Source organism: Streptomyces zagrosensis (assembly GCF_014203645.1).
Lineage (GTDB): Bacteria > Actinomycetota > Actinomycetes > Streptomycetales > Streptomycetaceae > Streptomyces > Streptomyces zagrosensis.
Map to the genome: position 1 here is coordinate 12088 of NZ_JACHJL010000013.1, position 22659 is coordinate 34746.

24 protein-coding genes are annotated in these 22659 nt (G+C 68.8%); 14 read left to right on the forward strand and 10 right to left on the reverse strand.

Annotated elements, in window-relative coordinates:
* Positions 1–47: 47 nt before the first annotated feature.
* Positions 48–1133, forward strand: coding sequence for an NAD-dependent epimerase/dehydratase family protein (locus FHS42_RS22995; protein WP_184574929.1), 1086 nt, complete (start codon positions 48–50; stop codon positions 1131–1133).
* A 191-nt stretch (positions 1134–1324) separates the two neighbouring features.
* On the opposite strand, the gene FHS42_RS37385 is transcribed toward FHS42_RS22995, so the two are convergent.
* Positions 1325–1822, reverse strand: coding sequence for a DUF5709 domain-containing protein (locus FHS42_RS37385; RefSeq protein WP_184574931.1), 498 nt, complete (start codon positions 1820–1822; stop codon positions 1325–1327).
* A gap of 247 nt (positions 1823–2069) precedes the next feature.
* On the opposite strand from FHS42_RS37385, the gene FHS42_RS23005 reads away from it, so the two are divergent.
* The 5 genes from FHS42_RS23005 to FHS42_RS23025 all read left to right on the forward strand — a co-directional run bounded on the left by FHS42_RS23005 (position 2070) and on the right by FHS42_RS23025 (position 6867).
* Complete coding sequence (locus tag FHS42_RS23005) at positions 2070–2489, forward strand: CBS domain-containing protein (protein ID WP_184574932.1); 420 nt, start codon at positions 2070–2072, stop codon at positions 2487–2489.
* Positions 2490–2863: 374 nt separating this feature from the next.
* A complete protein-coding gene (locus FHS42_RS23010; protein ID WP_184574934.1) occupies positions 2864–3094 on the forward strand; it encodes a DUF5133 domain-containing protein in 231 nt (76 codons plus the stop codon).
* Positions 3095–3105: 11 nt separating this feature from the next.
* Positions 3106–3834: a DNA polymerase ligase N-terminal domain-containing protein gene (locus tag FHS42_RS23015; RefSeq protein ID WP_184574936.1), complete on the forward strand. Its 729-nt coding sequence runs from the start codon at positions 3106–3108 to the stop codon at positions 3832–3834.
* Positions 3831–4865: a non-homologous end-joining DNA ligase gene (gene ligD, locus FHS42_RS23020; protein WP_184574937.1), complete on the forward strand. Its 1035-nt coding sequence runs from the start codon at positions 3831–3833 to the stop codon at positions 4863–4865. The genes FHS42_RS23015 and ligD (FHS42_RS23020) overlap by 4 nt, the downstream gene beginning before the upstream one ends.
* Before the next feature lie 727 nt (positions 4866–5592).
* Positions 5593–6867: a S8 family peptidase gene (locus FHS42_RS23025; RefSeq protein ID WP_184574939.1), complete on the forward strand. Its 1275-nt coding sequence runs from the start codon at positions 5593–5595 to the stop codon at positions 6865–6867.
* A gap of 219 nt (positions 6868–7086) precedes the next feature.
* Here the strand turns inward: FHS42_RS23025 and FHS42_RS23030 are convergent, their stop codons facing one another.
* From FHS42_RS23030 to FHS42_RS23040, 3 genes are all read right to left on the reverse strand, one after another.
* Positions 7087–8145 carry a polyprenyl synthetase family protein gene (locus FHS42_RS23030; protein ID WP_184574941.1) on the reverse strand — a complete coding sequence of 353 codons (1059 nt, stop codon included), beginning with the start codon at positions 8143–8145 and terminating at the stop codon, positions 7087–7089.
* Between the two features lie 915 nt (positions 8146–9060).
* Positions 9061–9294, reverse strand: coding sequence for a hypothetical protein (locus tag FHS42_RS23035; RefSeq protein ID WP_184574943.1), 234 nt, complete (start codon positions 9292–9294; stop codon positions 9061–9063).
* 6 nt (positions 9295–9300) lie between these two features.
* Positions 9301–10008 carry a TNT domain-containing protein gene (locus FHS42_RS23040; protein WP_184574945.1) on the reverse strand — a complete coding sequence of 236 codons (708 nt, stop codon included), beginning with the start codon at positions 10006–10008 and terminating at the stop codon, positions 9301–9303.
* A gap of 292 nt (positions 10009–10300) precedes the next feature.
* On the opposite strand from FHS42_RS23040, the gene FHS42_RS23045 reads away from it, so the two are divergent.
* A complete protein-coding gene (locus FHS42_RS23045; protein ID WP_184574947.1) occupies positions 10301–12262 on the forward strand; it encodes a protein-arginine deiminase domain-containing protein in 1962 nt (653 codons plus the stop codon).
* Positions 12263–12467: 205 nt separating this feature from the next.
* Here the strand turns inward: FHS42_RS23045 and FHS42_RS23050 are convergent, their stop codons facing one another.
* Complete coding sequence (locus tag FHS42_RS23050; protein ID WP_312867000.1) at positions 12468–13298, reverse strand: serine hydrolase domain-containing protein; 831 nt, start codon at positions 13296–13298, stop codon at positions 12468–12470.
* A 260-nt stretch (positions 13299–13558) separates the two neighbouring features.
* Here FHS42_RS23050 and FHS42_RS23055 point away from each other — a divergent pair, with 260 nt between their 5' ends.
* Together FHS42_RS23055 and FHS42_RS23060 are read left to right on the forward strand one after the other, a co-directional pair.
* Entirely contained in the window at positions 13559–13750 is a 192-nt protein-coding gene (locus tag FHS42_RS23055) for a hypothetical protein (protein ID WP_184574952.1), read from the forward strand.
* A gap of 124 nt (positions 13751–13874) precedes the next feature.
* On the forward strand, positions 13875–14168 hold the full coding sequence (locus FHS42_RS23060; protein ID WP_184574954.1) for a DUF6233 domain-containing protein: 294 nt from the start codon (positions 13875–13877) through the stop codon (positions 14166–14168).
* A gap of 36 nt (positions 14169–14204) precedes the next feature.
* Here FHS42_RS23060 and FHS42_RS23065 read toward each other — a convergent pair whose 3' ends face one another.
* Positions 14205–14351 carry a hypothetical protein gene (locus FHS42_RS23065; protein WP_184574956.1) on the reverse strand — a complete coding sequence of 49 codons (147 nt, stop codon included), beginning with the start codon at positions 14349–14351 and terminating at the stop codon, positions 14205–14207.
* Between the two features lie 468 nt (positions 14352–14819).
* Between FHS42_RS23065 and FHS42_RS23070 the strand changes: the two genes are divergently transcribed.
* A complete protein-coding gene (locus FHS42_RS23070; RefSeq protein ID WP_184574957.1) occupies positions 14820–15206 on the forward strand; it encodes a thiol-disulfide oxidoreductase DCC family protein in 387 nt (128 codons plus the stop codon).
* A gap of 140 nt (positions 15207–15346) precedes the next feature.
* On the opposite strand, the gene FHS42_RS23075 is transcribed toward FHS42_RS23070, so the two are convergent.
* The 3 genes from FHS42_RS23075 to FHS42_RS23085 form a co-directional block, all read right to left on the reverse strand.
* On the reverse strand, positions 15347–16159 hold the full coding sequence (locus tag FHS42_RS23075; RefSeq protein ID WP_184574960.1) for an SAM-dependent methyltransferase: 813 nt from the start codon (positions 16157–16159) through the stop codon (positions 15347–15349).
* A gap of 172 nt (positions 16160–16331) precedes the next feature.
* Positions 16332–16547: a DUF397 domain-containing protein gene (locus FHS42_RS23080; RefSeq protein WP_184575286.1), complete on the reverse strand. Its 216-nt coding sequence runs from the start codon at positions 16545–16547 to the stop codon at positions 16332–16334.
* Positions 16548–16591: 44 nt separating this feature from the next.
* On the reverse strand, positions 16592–17449 hold the full coding sequence (locus tag FHS42_RS23085) for a Sco1979 family transcriptional regulator (RefSeq protein ID WP_184574962.1): 858 nt from the start codon (positions 17447–17449) through the stop codon (positions 16592–16594).
* Between the two features lie 240 nt (positions 17450–17689).
* On the opposite strand from FHS42_RS23085, the gene FHS42_RS23090 reads away from it, so the two are divergent.
* Positions 17690–18139 carry an ATP-binding protein gene (locus FHS42_RS23090; RefSeq protein ID WP_312867001.1) on the forward strand — a complete coding sequence of 150 codons (450 nt, stop codon included), beginning with the start codon at positions 17690–17692 and terminating at the stop codon, positions 18137–18139.
* Between the two features lie 82 nt (positions 18140–18221).
* On the opposite strand, the gene FHS42_RS23095 is transcribed toward FHS42_RS23090, so the two are convergent.
* Complete coding sequence (locus FHS42_RS23095; RefSeq protein WP_184574964.1) at positions 18222–19283, reverse strand: ATP-dependent DNA ligase; 1062 nt, start codon at positions 19281–19283, stop codon at positions 18222–18224.
* A gap of 183 nt (positions 19284–19466) precedes the next feature.
* Here FHS42_RS23095 and ligD (FHS42_RS23100) point away from each other — a divergent pair, with 183 nt between their 5' ends.
* Genes ligD (FHS42_RS23100) through ku form a run of 3 tightly spaced genes read left to right on the forward strand, consistent with a single transcriptional unit; the run spans position 19467 to position 22619 of the window.
* Entirely contained in the window at positions 19467–20471 is a 1005-nt protein-coding gene (gene ligD, locus FHS42_RS23100) for a non-homologous end-joining DNA ligase (protein ID WP_184574966.1), read from the forward strand.
* A 48-nt stretch (positions 20472–20519) separates the two neighbouring features.
* On the forward strand, positions 20520–21569 hold the full coding sequence (locus FHS42_RS23105) for a PHP domain-containing protein (protein WP_184574968.1): 1050 nt from the start codon (positions 20520–20522) through the stop codon (positions 21567–21569).
* A gap of 39 nt (positions 21570–21608) precedes the next feature.
* Complete coding sequence (ku, locus tag FHS42_RS23110) at positions 21609–22619, forward strand: non-homologous end joining protein Ku (protein WP_376772677.1); 1011 nt, start codon at positions 21609–21611, stop codon at positions 22617–22619.
* Positions 22620–22659 lie beyond the last annotated feature (40 nt).

Here is a 22659-nt window from a genome sequence, read left to right on the forward strand (position 1 = left end):
GGGTAACCCGGGATGCCCTACCCCGGCACTCGGAAGGACCGACAGCGATGGCGATCCGAAAGCCTTCAGACGGGTATCCGCTGCGTGTCGTGGTCGTCGGAGCGACCGGCAATATCGGTACGGGTGTGGTCAGGTCGCTCGCCCGCGACCCACGGGTCGGCTCGATCGTGGGCATCGCGCGCCGCAGCCCCGACTGGACGCCGCCGAAGACACGCTGGGTGCGCGCCGACGTCGGCGACGAAATCAGCAACCTCGCCGAGCACTTCCAGGGTGCCGATGCCGTCGTCCACCTGGCCTGGCTGTTCCAGCCGACGCATGACCCGGTCACCACGTGGCGGACCAATGTGGAGGGCAGCATTCAGGTGTTCGACGCGGTGGCCGCGGCCCAGGTGCCCGCGCTTGTCTATTCCTCGTCGGTGGGCGCCTATTCGCCCGGCCCAAAGGACCGGGCTGTGGATGAGTCGTGGCCAACGCATGGTTGGCCGGAGGCGGCGTACCCGCGCGAGAAGGCGTACGTGGAACGCGTTCTGGACTCCTTCGAGCACGACCATCCGGGTGTTCGGGTCGTACGGATGCGGCCGGGCTTCGTCTTTCAGCGGTCGGCCTCACCCGAACAGCGCAGGCTCTTCGCCGGCCCTTTCGTGCCGGGGCGGTTGATGCGTCCCGGGCTGGTGCCAGTGGTGCCTGATGTGCCTGGGTTGCGTTTTCAGGTGCTCCACACCGACGATGCGGCGGAGGCGTTCACGCAGGCGGTGGTACGGCCGGTGAGCGGGGCGTTCAACCTGGCTGCCGGGCCGGTAGTGGACGCCCGAAGCCTGGCCGTGCTGCTGCGCGCGCGGGTGGTGCCGGTGCCCGCCGCCGCAGCGAGTGCCGCCGTGGCGGCGCTGTGGCGGTTGCGTATCGTCCCGGCGACACCGGGCCTGCTCCGTACGGTGCTGCGGCTGCCGATCATGGACACCGGCCGCGCCGCGGCAGAACTCGACTGGGAGCCCCGGTACACCTCCGTGCAAGCGCTGGAGGAGTTGCTGCAAGGGCTCCGTGAGCCCATCGGCGCGCCGACACCGCCGCTCCTCGGCCGTCAACCCGGCGGCAGATGGCGAGAGTTGTCAACGGGTGTGGGCGGCCGGCCATAGGACGCGCCGACCGTAGTACGCGCAGGAGTACGCACAGCCATAGGCCGCACAGCCATAAGCCGTAGTACGAGTAGTACGCGCAGCCATAAAGCGTGCACCAGCCGCATCACCCCACAGCATGACCCACCACCCACCCACCCGCCGGCACCGGTTCGGCCGTGCCGGCGGGTGTCACGTCCCGTTGCCGACCGTCACACGTCGCTGATCCCAGCTCCGCCGACGCCACTGTTCTCGTCCTCGTCGGCCACCACGTGGACCGCCTGCTCCTCGGCGGAAAGTCCGCTCGTGGAGCCCTCCTGGGAGTAGACGTCCTGTTCACGCGGCTGGTCAGGGTCGGGCTCGTCGTACAGCAGGCCGGCGACTTCCTCCTGCGCCGTGTCGGCCCACGGCGCGTCCACGGGCCCGGCGCCGGACGGTTCGTTGGCTCCCACGTCCGGTACCTCGTCGGCCAGCCGCTCGTCCAACGACTCTCGCTCCCACGCCTCGTTGGTGGTCGTGCTGCGGTATTCGGCGATGGTGGGCTGGTCGCCGGGTACGGGCATCTGCTGCGGGTCCGAGGCACGCTGCTGCTCCGGCGTGCCGTCCTGTAGGTCGGGGATGCCCTCGTCTTCGGGGTCGGCGCCCGGGTCGTGGAGATCGTGTGGGTACCGGCCGTCGTCACGAGGCTCACGGTTGTCTGGGGTGGTCACGGCGTCCCTCCTCTCGCGCGGCTCCCGGGCACTGGCCACCGGGGAGCGTGCTGCACCGTCGCTGCCTCGGGTGCCCGCGCCTCGCCATGCCATGCCAGGTACCCCTGACCTGCCTCGGGCTGGTCCGCTGGTCTCCGTACCAGGTCACTCGTTAGGTGCGGCTGTTTGTCGCGGGCGCGCCAGGGCACCCGAACGGCGTTATCGAGATTCCGACCCGCTCAGCAGAGCGAGATGGTGGTGAACGATTGTGGCTACCGCACGCGACATCATGACCCCCGGCGCCGAATGCATCGGAGCCGAGGAAAGCGTCCTGGCGGGCGCGCGGAAGCTCACCGCGCTGGGCGTGGGTGCGCTGCCGATCTGCGGCACGGACAACAAGCTCAAGGGCGTTCTCACCGACCGCGACGTCGTGGTCAAGGTGCTCGGCGCGGGCAAGGACCCGCAGCGTACGACGACGGGTGAGCTGGCTCAGGGCGAGGCGGTGACCATCGGCGCCGACGACGACGTCGAGGAGGTGTTCTCGACGATGAAGCAGCACAAGGTCCGCCGGCTGCCGGTAATCGACGGGCACGACCTCGTCGGCATCGTCGCTCTGGCCGACGCTGCCAAGGCCCTGCCCAACCCCAAGTCCGGCGAACTGATCGAGGCACTGTCCAGTGACCGGTGAGCAACGGGGGTCATAGCCACCGAGGCCAGGGACGGCCCGCGGATGGTGGGCGCGGGCGCCAGTCCCTCGCCGTTTCAGCTCGGGCGCGGGGTGGTACCCCGCGCCCGAGCGCTGTGCCGGGCCTCCTAGAGCCTGTCTGGCCCTCCCGGGCGCTGTCTGTGGCCTTTACGGACCCTGCCGGCGGGGCGGGGTACCGCGCTGCCGCGGGGCTGGGTGGTGCCGCGACCGCTCCCCTTCGCCCGTAGCCTGCGGCCCGTCCTCGCGGCCTTCTCGCCATGCGGCCTCGGCCGTGGGCAGGCATCATGTCGGGAGAGTCAGCTACCAGGGCCGCCCCCGACGCCGCAGGCGGCGCATGTGGCGAAAGGAGACCCACGATGCTGATGGCACACCCCTCGGTGCTGCGCGAGCTCATCGACCGGTACGAGACGCTGCGGAGGCTGTGCGCCTCAGCGGGTGGCGTGCACGAGCGCCGCCGCATGGACGACGTCACGTACACGCTGTGCGTGACCACCGGAACCCGTGAGATCGAGGCGGCGCTGCGTGCGGCACAGCGCCAACTGACCGGGACCCTGCCGGAGGGCGGCGGGCCCGCGCTCCGCGTCTGAGCGGGGGCGCCATGGGCCGCGATGCCGACAAGCTCGATACGTACCGTCGTAAGCGCCACTTCGACACGACCGGCGAACCGCGCGGTGCGAGCACACGCCCGGGCAGCGTCGGCGACGAGAGCGCCCCGTGTTTCGTGGTCCAACTCCATGATGCGAGCACCCTGCACTTCGACTTTCGTCTGGAGGTGGACGGGGTGCTCAAGTCCTGGTCCGTACCGAAGGGCCCGTCCGCTGACCCCGGGGACAAGCGACTGGCCATCCCCACGGAGGACCATCCGTTGGAGTACCGGGACTTCGAAGGCGTCATCGCGCAGGGCGAGTACGGCGCGGGCACCGTGATCGTGTGGGACGAGGGCACCTACCGCCCGCTGACCCATGACAAAACCTACGCCACAAGCCACGGCACCGACCATGCCAAGAGTCACGACAAGAGCGATCGCGACGCCCACCGCCCCCGCCGTGAAAAAGACCAGCCTGTTCCGTTCGCCGCCGCGTTGGAGGACGGGCATATCTCGTTTTGGCTCGATGGCACCAAGTTGCACGGTGGCTACGCCCTCACTCGGTTTCGCGGTGGTGCCGGCGAGCGGGAGTCTTGGCTGCTGGTCAAGCAGGGTGACGCGGGCACGGCTCGGCAGCGCGGCAGGCCTGTCCCCTCCCGCGCTCGTTCGGCCCGCACCGGGCGCACCCTTGGCCAAGTTGTGGCGCAAGAACGGCACGCGCACGGGGGCGAGGGCACATGAGCAGTCTGCTGGACGGGCTGTCGGCCGAGCAGCGACGCCTCCTGTCGGACGCGCCGCCGGGTGCGGAACTGGCGGCGGCCCCGATGCTCGCCCAGCTCAGCGATAGGCGGGAGTTCGGCACCGACTGGATCTTTGAACGCAAGCTCGATGGCGTCCGTGCGCTGGCCGTACGGCAGCCGGGCGCGGAGCCGGTGCGGCTCTTTTCGCGCAGCGGACAGAACATCAACTCCACCTACCCCGAACTGGTCGATGTCCTCGGCGCACAGTCCTGTGCCGACTTCACCGTGGATGGCGAGATCGTCGCCTTCTCGCACGGGCGCACCGACTTCTCCCGGCTCCAGCGGCGCATGGGGCTCACCGACCCGCGCCGGGCCCTGGCTACGGGCGTCGCGGTCACCTACTGCCTGTTCGACCTGTTGGCCCTGGACGGGTACCAGACGACCAAGCTGCCGCTGCGGGTCCGCAAGTCGCTGCTGCTTCGCGCCCTGGACTTCCGGGAGCCGCTGCGGCTGACCACCCATCGCAACCAGGGCGGTCAGGACCTGCTGGACCAGGCGTGTTCGCGCGGCTGGGAGGGCTTGATCGCCAAGCGGGCACAGGGCCGCTATCGGCCGCGCCGGTCCCCCGACTGGTTGAAGCTCAAGTGCGCGCGCGGCCAGGAGTTCGTCATCGGCGGGTTCACCGAACCGTCCGGCAGCAGAACCGGCTTCGGTGCGCTGCTGCTCGGCTACTACGAGCACGACCAGTTGCGTTACGCGGGAAAGGTCGGCACCGGTTACACGGAGGCGATGTTGCGCACGGTCCGCGCCCGCCTGGACGACCTGGCCACCACGGCCGCGCCGTTCGCCGACCCGGTACGAGAACGTCATGCCCACTGGGCCAGACCGGAGCTGGTGGCGCAACTCGCCTTCACCGAGTGGACCCGGGACGGGATGCTGCGCCATCCCCGATTCCTGGGCCTGCGGGAAGACAAGGACCCGCGGGAGGTGGTCCGCGAGGAGCCCGCGAAGGAACAGCGGATCAGCCGCTGAGCACCCGGCAAGGGCGTACCGTGGCGCACGGCGGTCACGTAGTTCGCGCGGCCATCGCCCCAAACATCAGTCGGGCGATCAGTGCCCTGCTCCCTCCGTCGCCCACCGCCTTGCCTGCCTCCGGCGCGTCCTGGCCCATTGTTCCGCCTCGCTCTCCTGTCGCGCACGGCCCGTCCCTAGCGACGCCGCACCGCAGTCAACTCAGGTAGCTCTAAGTTCTCGCAGTTGCTCATGGCAACGACCATGGGGACTCAGCGCGTTGCAGTCGGTCCGTACGCCTCCACCACCCGCCCAGCCAGCCATAACCCGCCGCCCTGCCACGCCACGCCGAGGCCCTCCCCCGCTGCCTCCCTGCGCTGCCTCTTCGCGCTTTTTCTTCGTGCTTTGGCCAAATTTTGCGCTGCCGACGTCCCGCTGCCCTGCACTCCCCCGCGCGTCCGGACCCGATACGGCACGCCATGCGCCGCTTCCTTAGCCGGCACTCCCTCTTCGGCCGCCGCGCCACCGTCCGCGCACCCTTCCCACCTCGGCCGTTCCCGCCGCAGGAAGATCGAACAAAGTGCCTGTCGTTCCTTGTTCTTCGTCCATGAGTTCGACACCATCAGCCCCGTCAGCACCACCACTCCCATCGCGGCGTTGCCGTCAGCTCAACCTCCCCACCGTCCCCGTCGTCAAGCACCCACCCCGCGAACATGCCCACGGCCCCACCACCTCACAGGAGAAACGCATGGCGAGAACAACCCTGGCCACAGCACTGGCTCTCACTTTGGTCGCGACAGGCGGCACCATCGTGACCTGGTCGGCCAGCGCGTCGCCGGGCCCGGCCACCGACCGGCTGGCACCGCTGCACGCCGCGGGGCCCAATGCCATCGATGGCCGCTACATCGTGGTCCTCAAGCAGCCGGCCAAGAGCGCCGCGCAGACCTCGACCGCCAGAGCGCTAACCGCTCCGAAGGCCACCGCTCAGGAAGCAGGCGGCACCGTACGCCGCGAGTACACCGGTACGCTGCAAGGCTTCTCCGCCGACCTGCCGCCCGCCGCACTCGATGAGATACGGCGCGACCCCGCAGTGGCCTATGTGCAGCCCGTACGCATCCATCGGCAGGAGGCGCCAGCCGCCAGCCAGCCGGCGACCAAGGCGACGCAGAAGCGTGCCCCCTGGCATCTCGACCGGATCGACCAGCGGAAACTGCCGCTGGACACCTCGTACACCCCGAAAGGCGACGCCGCTGGGGTCCCGGTATATGTGCTGGACTCGGGCATCCGAGCCAGTCACAAGGAGTTCGGTGGGCGCGCCTCCGGCGTGTACTCGGCCATCAAGGACGGCAAGGGCACCAAGGACTGCGCGAACCACGGCACGTTCGTGGCCAGCCACATCGCCGGCAAGACCTATGGGGTAGCGAAGAAGGCCAAGGTGCGCGCCGTGCGGATCTTGGGGTGCGACAACAGCGCGACCACCGAGGAGATCATCGACGGCATGAACTGGACGGCACGGCACGCGCCCAAGTCGTCCGTGGTCAATATGAGCATCCAAAGCGCAGACGGCTTCGCTGACCAGGCGATGGACGACGCGGCCAAGGCGATGATCAACAAGGGCCTCATCCTGGTGTTCATCTCGGGCAACTTCGGTAAGGGCGACTGTCAGAATTCGCCCAAGGACCCGCGCGCCGTCACCATGGGCGCCACGACCAAGAAGGACGCCCGAAACACCGGCTCCAATCCATCCAGCTACGGCTCGTGCCTGACCGCGTTCGCTCCCGGCGCCGGGGTGTCCGGCGCGGGCAAGGACAGCGATACCCATGTGCTCACGGGCTGGAACGGCACGTCGTTCGCCGCTCCGCTGGCAACCGGCACCATCGCCATCGCCCTACGCGACAACCCAAAGCTGACGATGGCACAGGCCAAGAAGCTGATCGTGTCCGCGGCGACGCCCGGACGGCTCACGAACATCGGCAAGGGCTCGCCCAACCGGCTGCTGTACGCGGGTAACGCCAAGCGCTGAATGCCCAACGCCTGAGCCGATCACTGGTCCGGGCCACGAGCCGCGGGCCGCTGGGGTGCTCGCCTCCGCGCTGGTCAATCGGCACGGAGAGCCCCCAGCGGTCCGCGCGCCACCAGTTGGTGCGGCCGGCTGGCCGCATGGCGAAGGCCCGGCCGCATGGTGGCGGGGTCGCAGCCCTCCACCTGCGTGCCGTGCGTCCGTCCGCCTGCGCCGCGGCGGTTACTTATCGCGGTACGCGACGGCAACCGCCATCGCCGACAGTTCCTCGCGCCACTCCTGTGGCAACGGTGCGGCTGCCAGCGCCTCGCGGGCTCGGGCCACCAACGCGTCGATGCGGCGCTCGATCTCGGCGCGTACGTCGATGGCCGCCATCTCCGCGCGGAGCACCGCCTCGTCCCCGCCGGCAGCCACCAACTCCCGTACGCGCTCGCTGCGTCGCACGGCCAGGCTCGTCAGGAGGGTCATCTTGTTGTTTTCGGCATCGGCACCCACCGGTTTGCCCGCCACGTTCGCGTCGCCGAAGGCGTCGATCAGGTCGTCGCGGAGCTGGAACGCCTCGCCCAGGGCCGTGCCGTACTCCTCGAACGTCGCGGCGAGCGTGGTGTTTCCGACGATGGCAGCGCCGAGTTCGAGCGGGCGACGGATGCTGTAGCGGCCAGACTTGGCGTTGGCGATGTACTCCGAAAGCCGTGGATCGGCGATTCCCTCGGCGGCCACGGCGACGTCCAGGTGCTGGCCGACGATCATTTCGGTGACCAGTTCGCCCCACACCCGCCGGGCCTGGGTGGGCAGTTCCTGGGCGAGCCGCATCGCGTAAGAGAACGCCAGGTCACCGGCGAGGACGGCGACACCTTCGCCGTATCGGCGGGCCTCGCCACGCCAGCCCAGGGTCCGGTGCTGCTCCATGGCGCGCACTTGGGTGGTGGGCTCACCGCGGCGCAGCGGCGAGGCATCGATGACGTCATCGTGGATGAGGGCGAAGGCGTGCAGCAGCTCGACGGCGGCAGCTGCCTCCACTACCCGTGCATCGGTCGGGTCGCCGCCAGCGGCGAGGAATCCAGCAGCGCAGAAGGAAGGTCGCAGCCGCTTGCCCCCCGCGCGCACCAGTTGGCCGACGCTGTCTACGGGCGCGGTGGCGCGCGCGTCCACGCCGGCCCACAACGCGTGTTCGGCGGTGAGCAGAGCGCTCAAGCGGGTTTCGGTGCGGGTGAGAATGCGGGCCCTGGCCTGTGCGCCGCGGCCTGTGGTGGCCACGGGTGCCATCGGTGACACGGTCATGTGTGCGGTTCCTCTCTGCGATCACCGGTGTGGCCGACCGGCGGCACGTGACCCGCGCTGTGCGGGCGCTATGGCCGTCCGGACGCCTCGGACAGCGGAGCGGCGGCCGAGGGGCGCACGCGGGCGGAGGCAACCATGGGTGCACGCACCCCGCCGTATCCGCACTGCCCCCGACCACTCGCCGCGGGAAATCAGTGAAGACCGTGCCGCATCGGGTAGCGGGTCACCGGTGAATTGGCAGGACGCAGTCTCCCCGTGATCGGATGCGCAGGCACGACGGACGTCCGGCGCCGTTTCGGCCATGCCGCCCGCCCACCGCACTTCGGCGCAAATTCCCGTTGTCCGGCAAACCTGAGTCCTCTTCGGGTGCCCATAATGCGGAAAGCCCCCCCGGCTTGGAAGTCACAAACGCTATCCACCATCAACGGTGGACAACATGCCGGTCAAGATGGCGTGTCCGGACAGAATACGAAGGGACGAAAAACCGCATAACTCTGTCTCAGAGTGTCATGTGGGTCGCTTAAACTGCCATTTCCTTGCCTATGGATTGCTATCTCTGTGCTACCCATGCACGGCTTTTTCGAATACAGGTACGACACATCGAGAGGCGCCCGCGGAAGTGTGCGGGGAAATATATCTAGCGACTTCGGACAGCGGCGACATCGGCATCAGCAGACCTGTCCCGCTGCACTGGCTCGCCACTATGTCGGAAAGCCACCGTGCCGGATCGTCTCGATGCCCGATCAACTCGATGCTGGATCGCCTCGGTGCCGGTGCGCCATCGTGGGCTGCGGCCGAGTGAGGCCGTGGACATCCGCTGACGGGCGGCCGAGCTCAACGGGTCGCTCCCGGCTGCGATCGACCGGGGCTGGTCACGGGTGCGTGCCTGCTGTGGCACGCACCCGCGAGCGATGTTCAGGTCAGCAGCCGCAGCAGGTGCGCGCAGGCGGCTTCCTCACTGTCGTGGACGAGGATGACCTGGTGCGTGCCTCGCTCGTACGCGCCCACCTCCCACCGTCCGTTATCAGCGGCCCGCACATAGAGATGATCGACGGGGGTGGGGACCGGCTCGTGGACACCCTCGATCCAGTAGTAACCGTCTGCCACCTGCGCCGCGCGCAGGGCGGCGCGCAGCGCACGGCGCTCCATCGTCGGCTACCGCCTGGCCTGGGCGAGGTAGCCGTTGTCCAGCAGCCACTTCACGTTCAACCGCTGCTCCTGGCCTGGGTTGAGGAACACCGGGTCAAGCTTGATCTGCTGGCCACCGCCCGGCTGTTCGAACCAGGGCGCGATGCTGCCCTGCCAGACGGTGAACTTCTTGGTGACGGTGTAGACGCGGTAGTCGCAAGGGAAGGCGGCATCGCGAGTGTTCAGGTTCTGTGGCGGCAGGGCACGCTTGGCGTACCGGTCGCCGGCTGGCGCGAGGTAGCCGCCGTACTCCGAGCCGAATCTGTCGAGCCGCTGTCCCGGCCGCAGCTGCTTGGGCTTCTTGTCGATTTCGCCGTTGACCTGGGCGAAGCCGTCGTTGGGCGGGTACTTCCAGCCACCCTTGTCCGCCGGCCCCTCCCAGTATTTCTTCAAGAATGCGTCCGAGGAGAGCCTGCCGGTGCGCTGGTATCCGAGGAGCAGCGGCCCAACGGGCCTGTTCCACAGCTTCGGTAGCCGCTTCGGGCCCAGCCGCGCGTCATCGTGGTACGCATCGGTGCACGGCTCCCGCCACTGCGTGCCGGTGGTGGCCGTCGTGGCGGATCGCTTGTTCAGCGCCTTGTCTGGTGCCGGCTGTGCCGCGCTGGCGGTGGCGGGCATCACCACCACGATCGCGGCAGTGCTCAGCGCGCTGGCTATGGCGCCTATGCGATTCATCCAGATCTCCTCACGTACCGACTGGCTGACTGATCGTCAAGCTCGACCGCATCGTAAAGGATCAGCGGCGAAGGGCGGTTGACGAGCTGACGACTGTGCGCTGAACACAGTGCGGTATGGACAAATGTCGCCCTTTTGATCCGTTTTATCTCCGCCTCATGGTGGAGGGCCACCCCCCGCCGGTCGGCTGCTCCTGCTCGTCCCATGGTCCCGCCTTGCCATCGCCGCTCAACCCGGGACGCCCCTCACGGCTCTAGCCCTACGGCAACCCAACTTGACGAAGGGGCGCACTGTGCGTTTGAGCCATTCCGGACGAACCGTTCTCGCCATCGCGCTGGCCGGCGCCGTCACCGTACCGGTGGCGCCGGCATTCGCGGCGGCCAAGCAGCCCGCGGCTGACCTGCGGGCGGATGTGAACCGCGACGGCACGGTGGATGTGCGCGGCGGTACGGATACCGCCGGCGAGGACTCCTGGACCACCGGTCGCGGAGCGGTCTTCCTACCGAACATCGACGACGATTCCCGCCGCTGCCCCACCAAGGGCCCCGGCGGCAAACCTTTGAACGATCGACAGTTGGCCGCGTGCAACGACGCGGCCGATACCAAGGTCAATGGGACGGCCGACGCGGCGGACCTCGCCCGGCTACGTACGGTGCCTGTGCAGGGTCTGGCGTCGGGCGGTTACGGCACGGCCACGATCACCGGGGCCGGGGCCAAGCACGCGCGGCTGTTCATCCACCGTGTCGGCAACGGCGGTTGGCAACCGGTCACCGCGAAGACCAAGCTCACCGCTGCCGAACTGCGCACCGGTGTCGAACTGGGCATGGAGGGCACCGATGTGGTGCGCGACAGCAAGGTCTGGGACGGCCGCGCGGTGGTCAAACTGACGGTGCACTCCGGCGGAAAGTCCGCATCCGATGACGTCACCTTGAAGGTGGCCCCACTGCTCACCCACCACCACCTGCAAAACGCGCAGGAGGTGCTGGTCACCAAGATGGACGAGGGCAGCGAGTACGGCCGCCAGCAGAGCAAGTTCGTCAAGGACTTGGGCACCGAGGTGAAGCGGGCGGGCATCAGCAAGCCCCTGGTCACCTTCACCAAGTACGGCGACCCCTGGGCCCAGGACTTCGTTGAGCCCGGCTATGTGAGCATGGCAGGGCCCGGTGGGCGGCAGCACGCGATGCGGGTCATGCTGCGCTCGGCGCAGCCGGACCGCGAGTCGGGCCGGGAACTGTTCGAGAAGCTGCGCGGTCCCGGCACCGGGGTCGTCCAGGTCACCAAGGTGCGCGACAGCGAGGAGCACACCCTCAACTCCACTGGAAACCTGGAGACCATCCCCCCGTACGCACACGATGGGCGGTCCTATCCGGCCGGGCGGATCATCATGGGCCAGCGGGTGGACAGCAACTCCAAACCCGCCGCTGCCATGCGCACCCTGCTCACCTCGCAGGGCATGCAGGACCCGCTGCTCCTAGACACCTCCTGGCTGCACGTCGGGCATGTGGACGAGTTCGTGCAGTTCCTGCCCGCGAATACGCCGCGCGGCTGGCGGATCGGCATCGCCGACCCGCAGGGCGGACTGAAGCTGCTGCGCGATGCGCAGCAGGCCGGGCACGGAAAGACCCGGGTGTTCTCCGTGCCCGACGCGAAGGAGACGCCCGCGCCGAAGGAGACGATCGACCAGGCGCTCGCATCCAAAGAACTCCGCGCGGACAACGAACTCGCCGCGCGGCGAATAGCCACCAACCTGGAAACCCTGAAGCGTGCGACGGGCGTCACCGACGCCGAGGTCATACGGGTGCCCGCGCTCTACACCCGGGGCACCGACGAGGGGGCTGACGGTGACCGCACGCCCACGCTGAAGCGGCTGGGCTCCAGCACGGTGCCCGACGCGGTGGGCAAACACGGTCAGTTGGCTGGCCTGCCCGACGCCGGGACCGACGGAGCGACGAAGACCGCTGGCCCGTCCGCCAAGGCAACCACCATGACCAGTGCGTACGTTCCGGGGGCTGTCAACGGTGTGGTGCTGGCCCGGGACCGCTACCTGGCGCCCAAACAGTGGGGCCCGGTCATCGGCGGCAAGGACATCTTCACCACGGCGGTCACCACGGCGTACGGCCGAGCGGGCATGAAGGTCGCGTACATCGACGACTGGTACACGTACCACCTGGGCATGGGTGAGGTGCACTGTGGCACCAACACTTTGCGCGATGTCTCGGCCCCATGGTGGAAGGGCGTGGGCGGCCCCAGCTAATCCGGCACCGCCAAGGCACCGCGGACACGTGCCGCCGCCGCTTTCCGGCACCGGCCGGTAGGAGGCGCGCCCGGCCGACGCGATCATGCGCCGGCCGGGCAACTGCCGGTGAGGCCGCCTTGGCCCCGCGGCCATAACAGTCGTGGTGAGTTGCCCCGCCCTGTGTGACCCTTCGCGGCACCAACAGCGGGCGATAGTACGGCTGTTACGCCGCTTTCGGGGGAATCAGATGGCGTACGCCCACTGCGTCAGTGGCATCGGGTGAACCGCCGAGTTGATGCACGAGGACCCAGCGCCCGTCCGGGAGCGCACCCGCGAACACCGAGGCGTCCCGGGTCGCACCGTTGTGCCAGGTGACGGTTCCGGAGTGCTGCCAGGATGGAGCCGGAGCGCCGAGTTCACGCTCCACGAGCAGACCCGTGAGCAGCCGGGCCGCAGCGCGCGGAGTGGCCCACATGCCGCCGGCGGGGAGGATCGCCCCCTGCATGGTCCACGGCTTGCGCTCGCGGCCGAAGAGCCCGGTGGCGCACAGCCGCCGGTCTGCGGGCGGCTGCACGGCCATTGCGTCGATGCCCAGTGGGTTTAGCACCTGCTCCCGTACGACCCGCTCGTAGGGCTGCCCCGTGGCAGCCACCAGAGCGGCGCCGAGCACCGCATAGCCGAAGTTGGAATACTCCTCCTCGGTCCCGGGCTCACGAACGGTCAGCGCCTTGAGTCGGCCACAAAGCGCCCGCAGCGCGGCGTCGTCGAAGGAAGCGTACGGGTCCCGGCCGGACAGACCTGGAGGCAGTCGAGGCAGCCCAGAGGTGTGCTCGGCAAGGTGCAGCAGGGTGATGCCGGTACCAGGCGGCACCGGCAACCAGCGCTCCACCGGGTCTGCCAGTTCCAGCGTCTTCGCCTCCGCCAGGCGCATCAGCGCGGTGCCGGTGAGGACCTTGGTCAGGGAGCCGATCTGCACGAACCGGTCCGGGTCGTGCCCATGGCTGACGCGCTCGGGACCGTCGCCGCTGAGCAGACAGGTCGGTATGGGACGCACGGTGGTGGGGCTCCTTCCGGGGACGGCCGGGCCGCCCAGGGTCTGCATCTCGCGGCGGACTGTGCGCGTTGCGGCGGGCGAGCGGCGGCACGCCCGTGTGCACCGTGTAGGCCCGGCCCCGTACGGCGGGCGGGACGTCACCCCCCTGGGCTAGCACCACAGTACGGGGGCACACGTCCCCTGATCATCCGAAGCCGACCAGATCGGGGCCGGCCTCGGCCCTGGGAGGTCAGGCTCTTCCTCAGCGCCACCCGGGTCGCGTGCGGTGCGGCACCGAGGTGGTCACCGACTACTTCCCTCCCAAGGCTGCTCTCAGCGACCGGCACCCGATCGTCAAGGCGACCGGAGTCCGCTTCCGTTTCGGTGCCCGCGACGGCGCTCCGCTGGCCCCACACGCCCTGGGTGGTGGCCTGTATTCGGTGGCACGGTTGCAAGCGCGCGCTGACGGCTAGCCGGCCGCCTCACCCAGCGGTACGTACGCACTTTTTTGTAGGTACTTGATCGGTTTCCCGACAGGCACAAGCATCGAAGCCACGCGTCGATGCCAACGAGCCGTCTGGCCGGGAAGGGTCACACATGCACGTCGAGGGGGACCTGGGAGCGGGCTGGTGGCGGGTCCATGAGTCCGCGGCACTGGACGCCGCCGGAGGCACCTGGTTGGTGCTACACCGCGACCGTTGCCGGGCCGCCGCGAGCACGACGGATCTGGTGACGACCGAGGCCGCGTTGGCGCTGCTCGCTTCGCCTGGCACCAGACCCTGCCCACGGTGCGGCCCGGACCGCGCCCTGTGCCGCGGCGCGCCGACCGATACGGCCTCCACCGTCGTTCGCTCCGTGGCCGAGCCGGCCCACGACCCCTCCGGCCCGTAACTTCATTGCGTACCGCAGATCCCGCAGCACCACTTTTCAGCCAAAGGCGTCCTTGGCTTCGTTGCTGTCCCGTACTCCGGGGGAGCCTTGGTGCAATCGCCGCGAGCGCTCGGCGGTGACGCCGGGGCTAGTGCGCGCGATTACCGGCAGCGAAAAGGAGCCGGGGATAGGGCCGGGCTTCACACAAGCACTCCGTGCCGGCGTGTCCAAGTCGGCCAGGAAACACCCAGAACAATAGCTCTAGCTTCGATCCCTCTCAGTTCGTCGCCTTCGCTCACCAGGTCTTAGCAGCCGCACCGCGGGTACAGATCGCGGATGAACTCAGGGGGCAGATTGTCCGCGACGCCTCCCACCTCGAAGAAGAGAGCACCCGACCCACCCCTGAACCAAGCCGGGTACATCGGGCCCTGGACGGGCTGATGGAGACCCCCGTACGGCACTCCACCGCCGGCGTCGCGCAACTCCTGTACGACACCGGCCGTAGCCTCCTTCCTGAGATCACCCGCCCTACACCAGGACAACGACTCGGGCCAGAGCAGTCACAAGATCGGCCGAACAAGCACGGACAAGCACGGACAAGCACCGACGTCCGCGGTCGTGCCCTGGCCGCCCGGACGATGGCGGCATTGGCGCGCGGGGCATGATGGCACCATGCGGACGCAACCTGTGTTGATCTACGACGGTGACTGTGCCTTTTGCACCAGCGCGGTGGCCTTCACCGAGCGCCGCATTCGGCCCCGCTGTGAGGTGCTCGCCTGGCAGTTCGCCGACCTGGACGAGTTGGGCACCACTCAGGCCAGAGCCGAGCACGAGTTGCTGTGGATCACGCCGACAGGTCTCGTCTACGGCGGAATCGGTGCGGTCGCCAAGTTGCTGCTGAACAGCGGTCGCGGCTGGGCGCCGCTCGGCGCACTGCTGAACCTGCCGCCACTGCGCTGGATCGGGCACGGCGTGTACCGACTGGTCGCCAACAACCGCCAGCGGATGCCAGGCGGCACGCCGGCTTGCGCGGTCCAGCACCGCCACGCCCCAAGCTAAGCACCAGGGCTCCGCGGCGAGTTGCTGGGTTGGGGCGTTGGCAGGGCGGGAGCCAGGCACGGCAAGAGGACGCCCGCCACCCCCGAGGCGGGCGTCCTCGTCTGTGTGCGGGGGCGGCGGTGCGCCCCCGGTGTTGTGGTCTACGGCTTGCGCGCCACCGCCACGTACAGCGATACCTCGGCGTCCGTGACGCTCTCGTCCGTCTCGGCGTCGGGCCGCCAGCGGTGCGGCACCTCCACGCCGGGCTCGACGAGTTCCAGGTTGGTGAAGAACCGTGCGACCTCCGCGCGAGAGCGGGTCTGAGCGGGGATGCCGCCACGGTGGTAGATGTCGACCACCTTGGACCAGATGTCGGGCGCGAAGTCCGATGTGACGTGCGAGATGACCAGGAAACTGCCGGCGGCCAGCTCCGAGACCAGGCGCTCTACGAGCTCGTACGCGTTGAACTCATCCGGGACGAAGTGCAGCAGCGCGTTCAGCGACAGGGCGACCGGCTGGCTCATGTCCAGGGTCTCGCGCAGTTCCTGCGCGGACAGGATCTTCTCCGGCTCACGGACGTCCGCATGGATGTAGGCGGTACGGCCCTGGGGGGCGCTGCGCAGCAACGCCTGGGCGTGCGTCAACACGATCGGGTCATTGTCGGCGTAGACGACACGCGCATCGGGAGCGACGCTCTGGGCTACCTGGTGCAAATTGGGCTCGGTGGGAATGCCGGTTCCGATGTCGAGGAACTGGCGCACGCCCGTCGCCGCGAGGTAGCGGGTGGCCCGATGCATGAAGCGGCGGTTGGTCCCGGCACAGATTTTGATGCCCGGATTGATCTCTATGACGTTCTCAGCGGCCTGCTGATCCACCTCGTAGTGGTCCTTGCCACCGAGGTAGTAGTCGTACATGCGCGCCGGATGCGGCTTACTGGTGTCGATCCGGCTCGCTGCGCGACCGAGTTCGGCCATCTGGTCCTCCGATTTCCTGGTGCTGTCGCCACCGCTGGCTATCGAGGGCTGCCGGTCGCGGTGATTGTGAGTGCTGCTTGGCGGTGCCGTTGGGTGGTGCTGTTGTTGGGCGGTGCTGCTGGGCGGTGCTGTTGGGTCCGTGCTGCTGCGCGGTGGCGCGCCGAGCGTGTCCCTAGGCGAGGAGAAAGTCCGCCTGGCCACCCTTGGCGCCGTGGAGGAACTGCTCGATCTCGCGGACGGTGTAGATCAGTGCCGGGCCGTCGGGGTCGGTTGACTGGCGCAGCGCTACCCGCCCGTCGGCAAGCTTCATCACTTCGACGCAACTGCCGCCGTTGGGGCCGCTCCACGGCTTGCGCCAGCCCTCGGTGCCCAGCGCGCTAGCGGGCATGCCGTTGTAGACGCGGTGAATGTCTGCCACGGATTTGTTCACGGTCAATGCTCCTTGCGCAGGTCACCGAGGAGGGCCTCGGTGCGTAGTGCTGGGACGGCCTGGGTGCCCATGCGGTCAAGGGCTTCGAGGTAGGCCGCCACATCGGCGCGTTCATCGAGGTAGGAGGCGCTCGTCAGGCTTTCGCTGTAGACGACGTCAGGCAGTTCCGGCACCCGGAACCTGAACAGTTGGAAGGGGCCGAACATCCCAGGGTGCGGCCCAGCGCTGAACGGCACGACCTGAAAGGTCAGGTTCGGCAGCGCCAGGGCCTCCACCAGCCGATCGATCTGGGCGCGCATCACCTCGGCGCTCCCCACCGGGCGGCGCAGCACCGTCTCGTCCACGATGGCCCAAAGGCGCGGTGCGTCCGGCCCGGTGAGCAGTTGTTGGCGTTCCATCCGCAGCGCCACTCTGCGGTCGAGCTCGGAGTCGCTCGCGTGGGGGAAGCCGACGCTGAGCAGCGCCCGGGCGTACTCGGGTGTCTGCAACAGGCCGGGCACGAAGTGGGGTTCATAGGCACGGATGAGACTGGCCGCGCCCTCCAGGCTGACGTAGAGGCTGAACCAGTCGGGCAGTACGTCGCGAAACCGGTGCCACCAGCCGGGTTGATTGGCCTCATCGGTCAGCTCCAGAAAGGAACCGACCTCTTCGTCCGGTATGCCGTAGGTGCGCAGCAGTTTTTCCACGTACGGGAGTTTCAGCCCGACTTCGGCCTTCTCCATACGCCGCACGGTGGTCTGGTTGACATCCAGCGCCTTCGCCGCCTGCTCGTACGTGACCCCGGCCTTCTCCCGGAGGTCACGCAGCCGCATGCCGAGGACTATCTGCCCGACCGTCGGAGCAGATCGCGCCTCTCCCACATTGCACCTCCGCATATGGCTTGTTCACAGCAGTGTGCCATGGTTCGACTGACGCGAACAGACTGCGCTCGCTATTCTGCATTTCGCAGAATGCCCCGCGCTGACTGAGTGAGGCAGTGGTCATGGAGACATGGCCGCCCCCTTTCACGGTCGTGGCTCGGCAGCACGTCCGAGCCCGCGCTTCCTGTGCTTCTCGTCACAACGCCCCCTCCCCCGCAGGCACATGGAAGGCGAACGGCCGTGGTCGCTCCTGAAACGATGCCCTTCTCCGTTTCCCCGGGCAGCGCAGCCGGCCCCTATGAGGAGGCGTTTCGCCTGCCGGCGGAACGCGCGGCGGTCTCCGACGCCCGCCGCCGCGTACGCATGTGGCTCAACTGTCAACAGGTGTCGGAAGATGCCCGTGACATGGCCCAATTGGTGATATCCGAGCTGGTCACCAATGCCGTCGTCCATACGAGCAGCACCTCGATAGCGTGCGTACTCCAGTCCGTACGCGGGCAGTTGCGGATCGAGGTCCGCGACCAGGGTGGCGGCACCACCCGGCCCACGCCGCGCGATGCGGCGGCGGGTGACGAGAACGGCCGCGGCCTGCTGTTGGTGGAGACCTTGGCCGACACCTGGGGAGTGGTCTTCGGTGAGCGAGGCGAGGGCCGCACGGTGTGGGCGGCCCTGCCGGCGCAGTCCGCCTGATCCCACTCACCGCACCACAGGGCCGGCCGTCGTCGTCCGGCAGCGATCGCCGTGACTGTCCCCCGGTGCGCAAGCCAGCGTGCTACGCGCTGAGCACCCGCCCCAGGTCGTAGCTGACCGGCTCCTCCAACTGGGCATAGCCGCAGCTCTCGGGCTCCCGGTCGGGGCGCCAACGGCGAAATTGCGTGGTGTGCCGAAAGCGGTCGCCCTCCATGTGGTCGTACGCCACCTCACAGACCCGCTCAGGGCGCAGTGGCACCCAGGACAGGTCCTTGCCTGCGCTCCAGCGGCTCGGGCCGCCGGGCATCCGGTTCGCTTCGTGGGCGCTCTCATCGCCCCAGTCGGCCCAGGGGTGCCCGGATGCCGACTCCATCCGCAGTGGGGCCAGTTCGCGCATCAGCGCCTCTCGTTGGCGCATCGGGAAGGACGCGCAGACGCCCACGTGTTGGAGTCGGCCGCCGCTGTCGTACAGGCCGAGCAACAGCGAACCGACGACCGGGCCACTCTTGTGCGGTCGCAGCCCGGCCACCACGCAGTCCGCGGTGCGCTCGTGCTTGACCTTGACCATGACCCGCTCGCCTTGCCGATAGGGGAGATCAGGCCGTTTCGCGATGACACCGTCGAGTCCGGCCCCCTCGAACTGCTGGAACCACTCCTGTGCTACGCGCAGGTCGGCGGTGGTGGGCGCCAGGTGGACAGGGGCCGCGGCGCCCCGCAGCGCCTCGGCGAGCGCCAAGCGGCGCTCGCTTTGTGGGGCGTCGAGCGCCGCGGTGTCACCGAGCGCCAGCAGATCGAAGGCGACCAGGCTGGCGGGGATGGTCTCGGCGAGCATCCGCACCCGGGAGGCGGCCGGGTGGACGCGGCTGAGTAGCGCCTCGAAGTCGAGACGGTCATCCCTGGTGATGACGATCTCGCCGTCGAGAACGCAGCGCTCGGGCAGTCGTGTCCGCAGTGCTTCGACGAGTTCGGGAAAGTAGCGGGTGAGCGGCTTGCCTGAGCGGCTGCCGAGTTCAACCTCGTCGCCGTCCCTAAAGACGATGGCCCGAAAGCCGTCCCACTTGGCCTCGTAGTTCATACCGGGCGGGATGGTCGCCGCGGACTTGGCCAGCATCGGCCGCACGGGCGGCATCACCGGAAGGTCCATGACCTTGATTGTGCGGCCCTACGGTGGCGCCCGCCCGCCGAGCGCCGGGGCCCTGGTGGGCCGCGGCGCATGCCCAAGGCCGCCCCTTGCGCCTAGACCAGCGCGGCGCCCGCGGCCGATGGCCTGCGGCTTCGCAGGGGCCGCCGACAGGCGCGCCGCCGCGTACCGGCCTAGCGTGGCCGCATGGGAGAGCCCCTGGAGATCACGGTCGGCGAGCGGACGGTGCGGCTGTCGCATCCGGACAAGGTGTACTTCCCCGAGCGGGGGTTCACCAAGGTGGACGTCGCGCGGTACTACCTCGCGGTCGGTGACGGGGTGTTGCGTGCGCTGCGGGACCGCCCCACGACGCTGGAGCGCTACCCGGACGGGGTAGCCGGGGAGTCCTTCTCCCAAAAGCGGGCGCCGCGCAACCTGCCGGAGTGGATTCCGACTGGCCGGATCGCCTTTCCCAGCGGGCGATACGCGGATGAGATCTGTCCGACCGAGGTGGCGGCCGTGGTGTGGGCCGCCAATTTGGGCACCTTCACCTTCCATCCCTGGCCGGTGCGCCGCTCCGACACCGACCATCCCGACGAGCTACGGATCGACCTCGACCCACAGCCGGGCACGGACTACGAGGACGCGTTGCGGACCGCTTTGGAGTTGCGCGAGGTCCTGGCTGGCCTGGGGCTGCGCGGCTGGCCCAAAACCTCGGGCGGTCGGGGGCTACACGTCTATGTTCCCTTGGCTCCGGAATGGACGTTCGTCCAGGTCAGACGTAGCGCCATTGCCATCGCTCGGGAATTGGAGCGGCGGGCGCCGCAGCAAGTGACGACCTCCTGGTGGAAGGAAGAGCGGGGCGCGAAGATCTTTGTGGACTACAACCAAACCGCCAGGGATCGCACCATCGCCAGCGCGTACTCGGTGCGCCCCAAGCCCCATGCGCCAGTCTCGGCTCCACTGCGCTGGGAGGAGTTGCCCGATGCCCGGCCGCGCGACTTCGACCTGGCCACCATGCCCGCGCGGTACGCCGAGGTGGGTGATGTACACGCGGACCTGGACACCCACGCGTTCCGTCTTGAGGCCGCCCTGGAGTTGGCCGCACGCGATGAGCGCGACCACGCTTTGGGAGATCTGCCCTATCCGCCGGACCATCCGAAGGTGAAGGGCGAGCCAAAGCGGGTGCAGCCGAGTCGGGCCAAGCCCTGACCCCAACGAGAGCTCAATGCGGCGAGGAGTGGGAAGGAGGCGGCGAGCGTGGAGCCGGTGGCGGCGCTGGAGCGGATCGCGTTCTTGCTGGAACGTACGGGCGCCGAGACGTATCGCGTGCGGGCCTTTCGCAATGCCGCGTCGGCACTTACCGACCTGGGCCCCGACGAGGTGGCACGCCGGGCACAGGCTGGCTCACTGACATCGGTCAAGGGGCTTGGGCCCAAGACCGTCGCGGTCGTCAAGCAGGCACTGGCGGGCGAGGTGCCCTCCTATGTACAGCAGCTCTCTGCCGAGGCGAACACGCCGCTGGCCGCGGGGGGCGAGCGGCTGCGGGCCGCGCTGCGCGGCGACTGCCATATGCATTCCGACTGGTCGGACGGCGGCAGCCCGATCGAGGTCATGGCGCGCTCTGCGGCCGAGCTCGGCCACGACTGGGCGGTGCTGACCGACCACTCCCCCCGGCTGACCATCGCGCACGGGCTGAGCGCCGAGCGGTTGCGCGAGCAACTTGAGGTGGTGGCGGAGGTACGGGAGCAGGTCGCGCCGTTTCGCCTGTTGACGGGCATCGAGTGCGACATCCTCGACGACGGCTCCCTCGATCAGGACCGCGAGTTGTTGGATCAGCTCGATGTGGTGGTGGCCTCCGTCCACTCCAAGCTCCGCATGGACGCCACCGCCATGACCCGACGCATGGTGGCGGCGGTACGTGATCCGCTGGTCGATGTGTTGGGGCACTGCACCGGGCGGCTGGTGACCGGCCGGGGTAGGCCGCCATCGGACTTTGACGCCGAAGCGGTGTTCGCCGCGTGCGCCGAGTCCGGCACCGCGGTGGAGATCAACTGCCGTCCCGATCGGCTCGACCCGCCACGCCCGCTGCTGCACAAGGCGGTGGCGGCCGGCGTGCTCTTCTCCATCGATACCGATGCGCACGCTCCAGGGCAGTTGGACTGGCAGTCCTACGGCTGCGCCCGCGCGGCCGAGTGCGAGGTGCCCGCCGAGCGAGTGATCAACACCTGGACCGCGCGGCAACTTCTCGACTGGACCCGTACGCGCAAGCCACCCGCCCGCACTGCCGCCAGACGATCTCGGGCATAGGGCAGACAACCCACCAGAAGGGCCAGCACCATGCGCTCGATGTGGAAAGGGGCCATCGGCTTCGGTCTGGTGTCGATCCAGGTGAAGCTCTACCCGGCCACCGAGGAACACGGGGTCAAGCTGCACCAGGTCCATGTCGCAGACGGCGGACGCATCCGCATGAAACGCGTGTGTGAGGTAGACGGGGAGCAGGTGGACTATGCGGACATCGCCAAGGGCTACGAGGACATCGACGGCCGCACGGCGATCCTCACCGAGGACGATCTAGCCGAGTTGCCGCTGCCCAGCAAGCAGCTCATCGACGTCATCGCGTTCATCGACGCGGACGAGATCGATCCGCTGCGGCTCTCGCGCGCGTATTACGTGGGCGCCGACTCGGCGGCAGCCGCCAAGCCGTACGTACTGCTACGCGAGGCGCTGGTGGACAGCGGCAGGGTGGCGGTGTCCAAGGTGGCGCTGCGCACCCGCGAATCGCTGGCCTTGCTGCGAGTCCATGACGATGTGCTGGTGCTACACACCATGCACTGGCCGAACGAAATCCGTGCCGCCGCCGGGCTCGCCCCTTCCGGCAAGGTGACCGTGCGCCCGCAGGAGCTGAAGATGGCCACCTCGCTGATGGACACGCTCTCGGAGGACTTCGACCTGGACTCGCTGCACGATGACTATCAGGCCGCACTCGACGAGCTGGTCACCGCCCGCCTCGAAGGCAAGGCCCCGCCATCGGCCGATGCCGCCGAGCCTCCGCCGGACAACGTGGTGGACCTGATGTCCGCGCTCCAGGCCTCCATCGACGCACGCTCGGAAGGGGAGCCGGGACGCAGCCGCACCAAGAAGTCCGCCGCGAAGAAGAGCACGGCGGCCAAGAAGACCACCGGCTCCAAAAGTGGCGGGGGCGCGGCGAGCAGCGGCACATCCTCGCGTGGCACCGCCAAGACCACGGCGAAGAAGAGCACGACAGCGAAGTCCGGGCAGAGCGCGAAGACCGCCAAGTCGACGAAAGGGAAGACGGCTGAGCGGCAGACAGCTACTAGCCGCCGCAAACACGCGTGAGCCATGGGGGTACGGCCTTGGGGACCGGCCCGTATGCCGC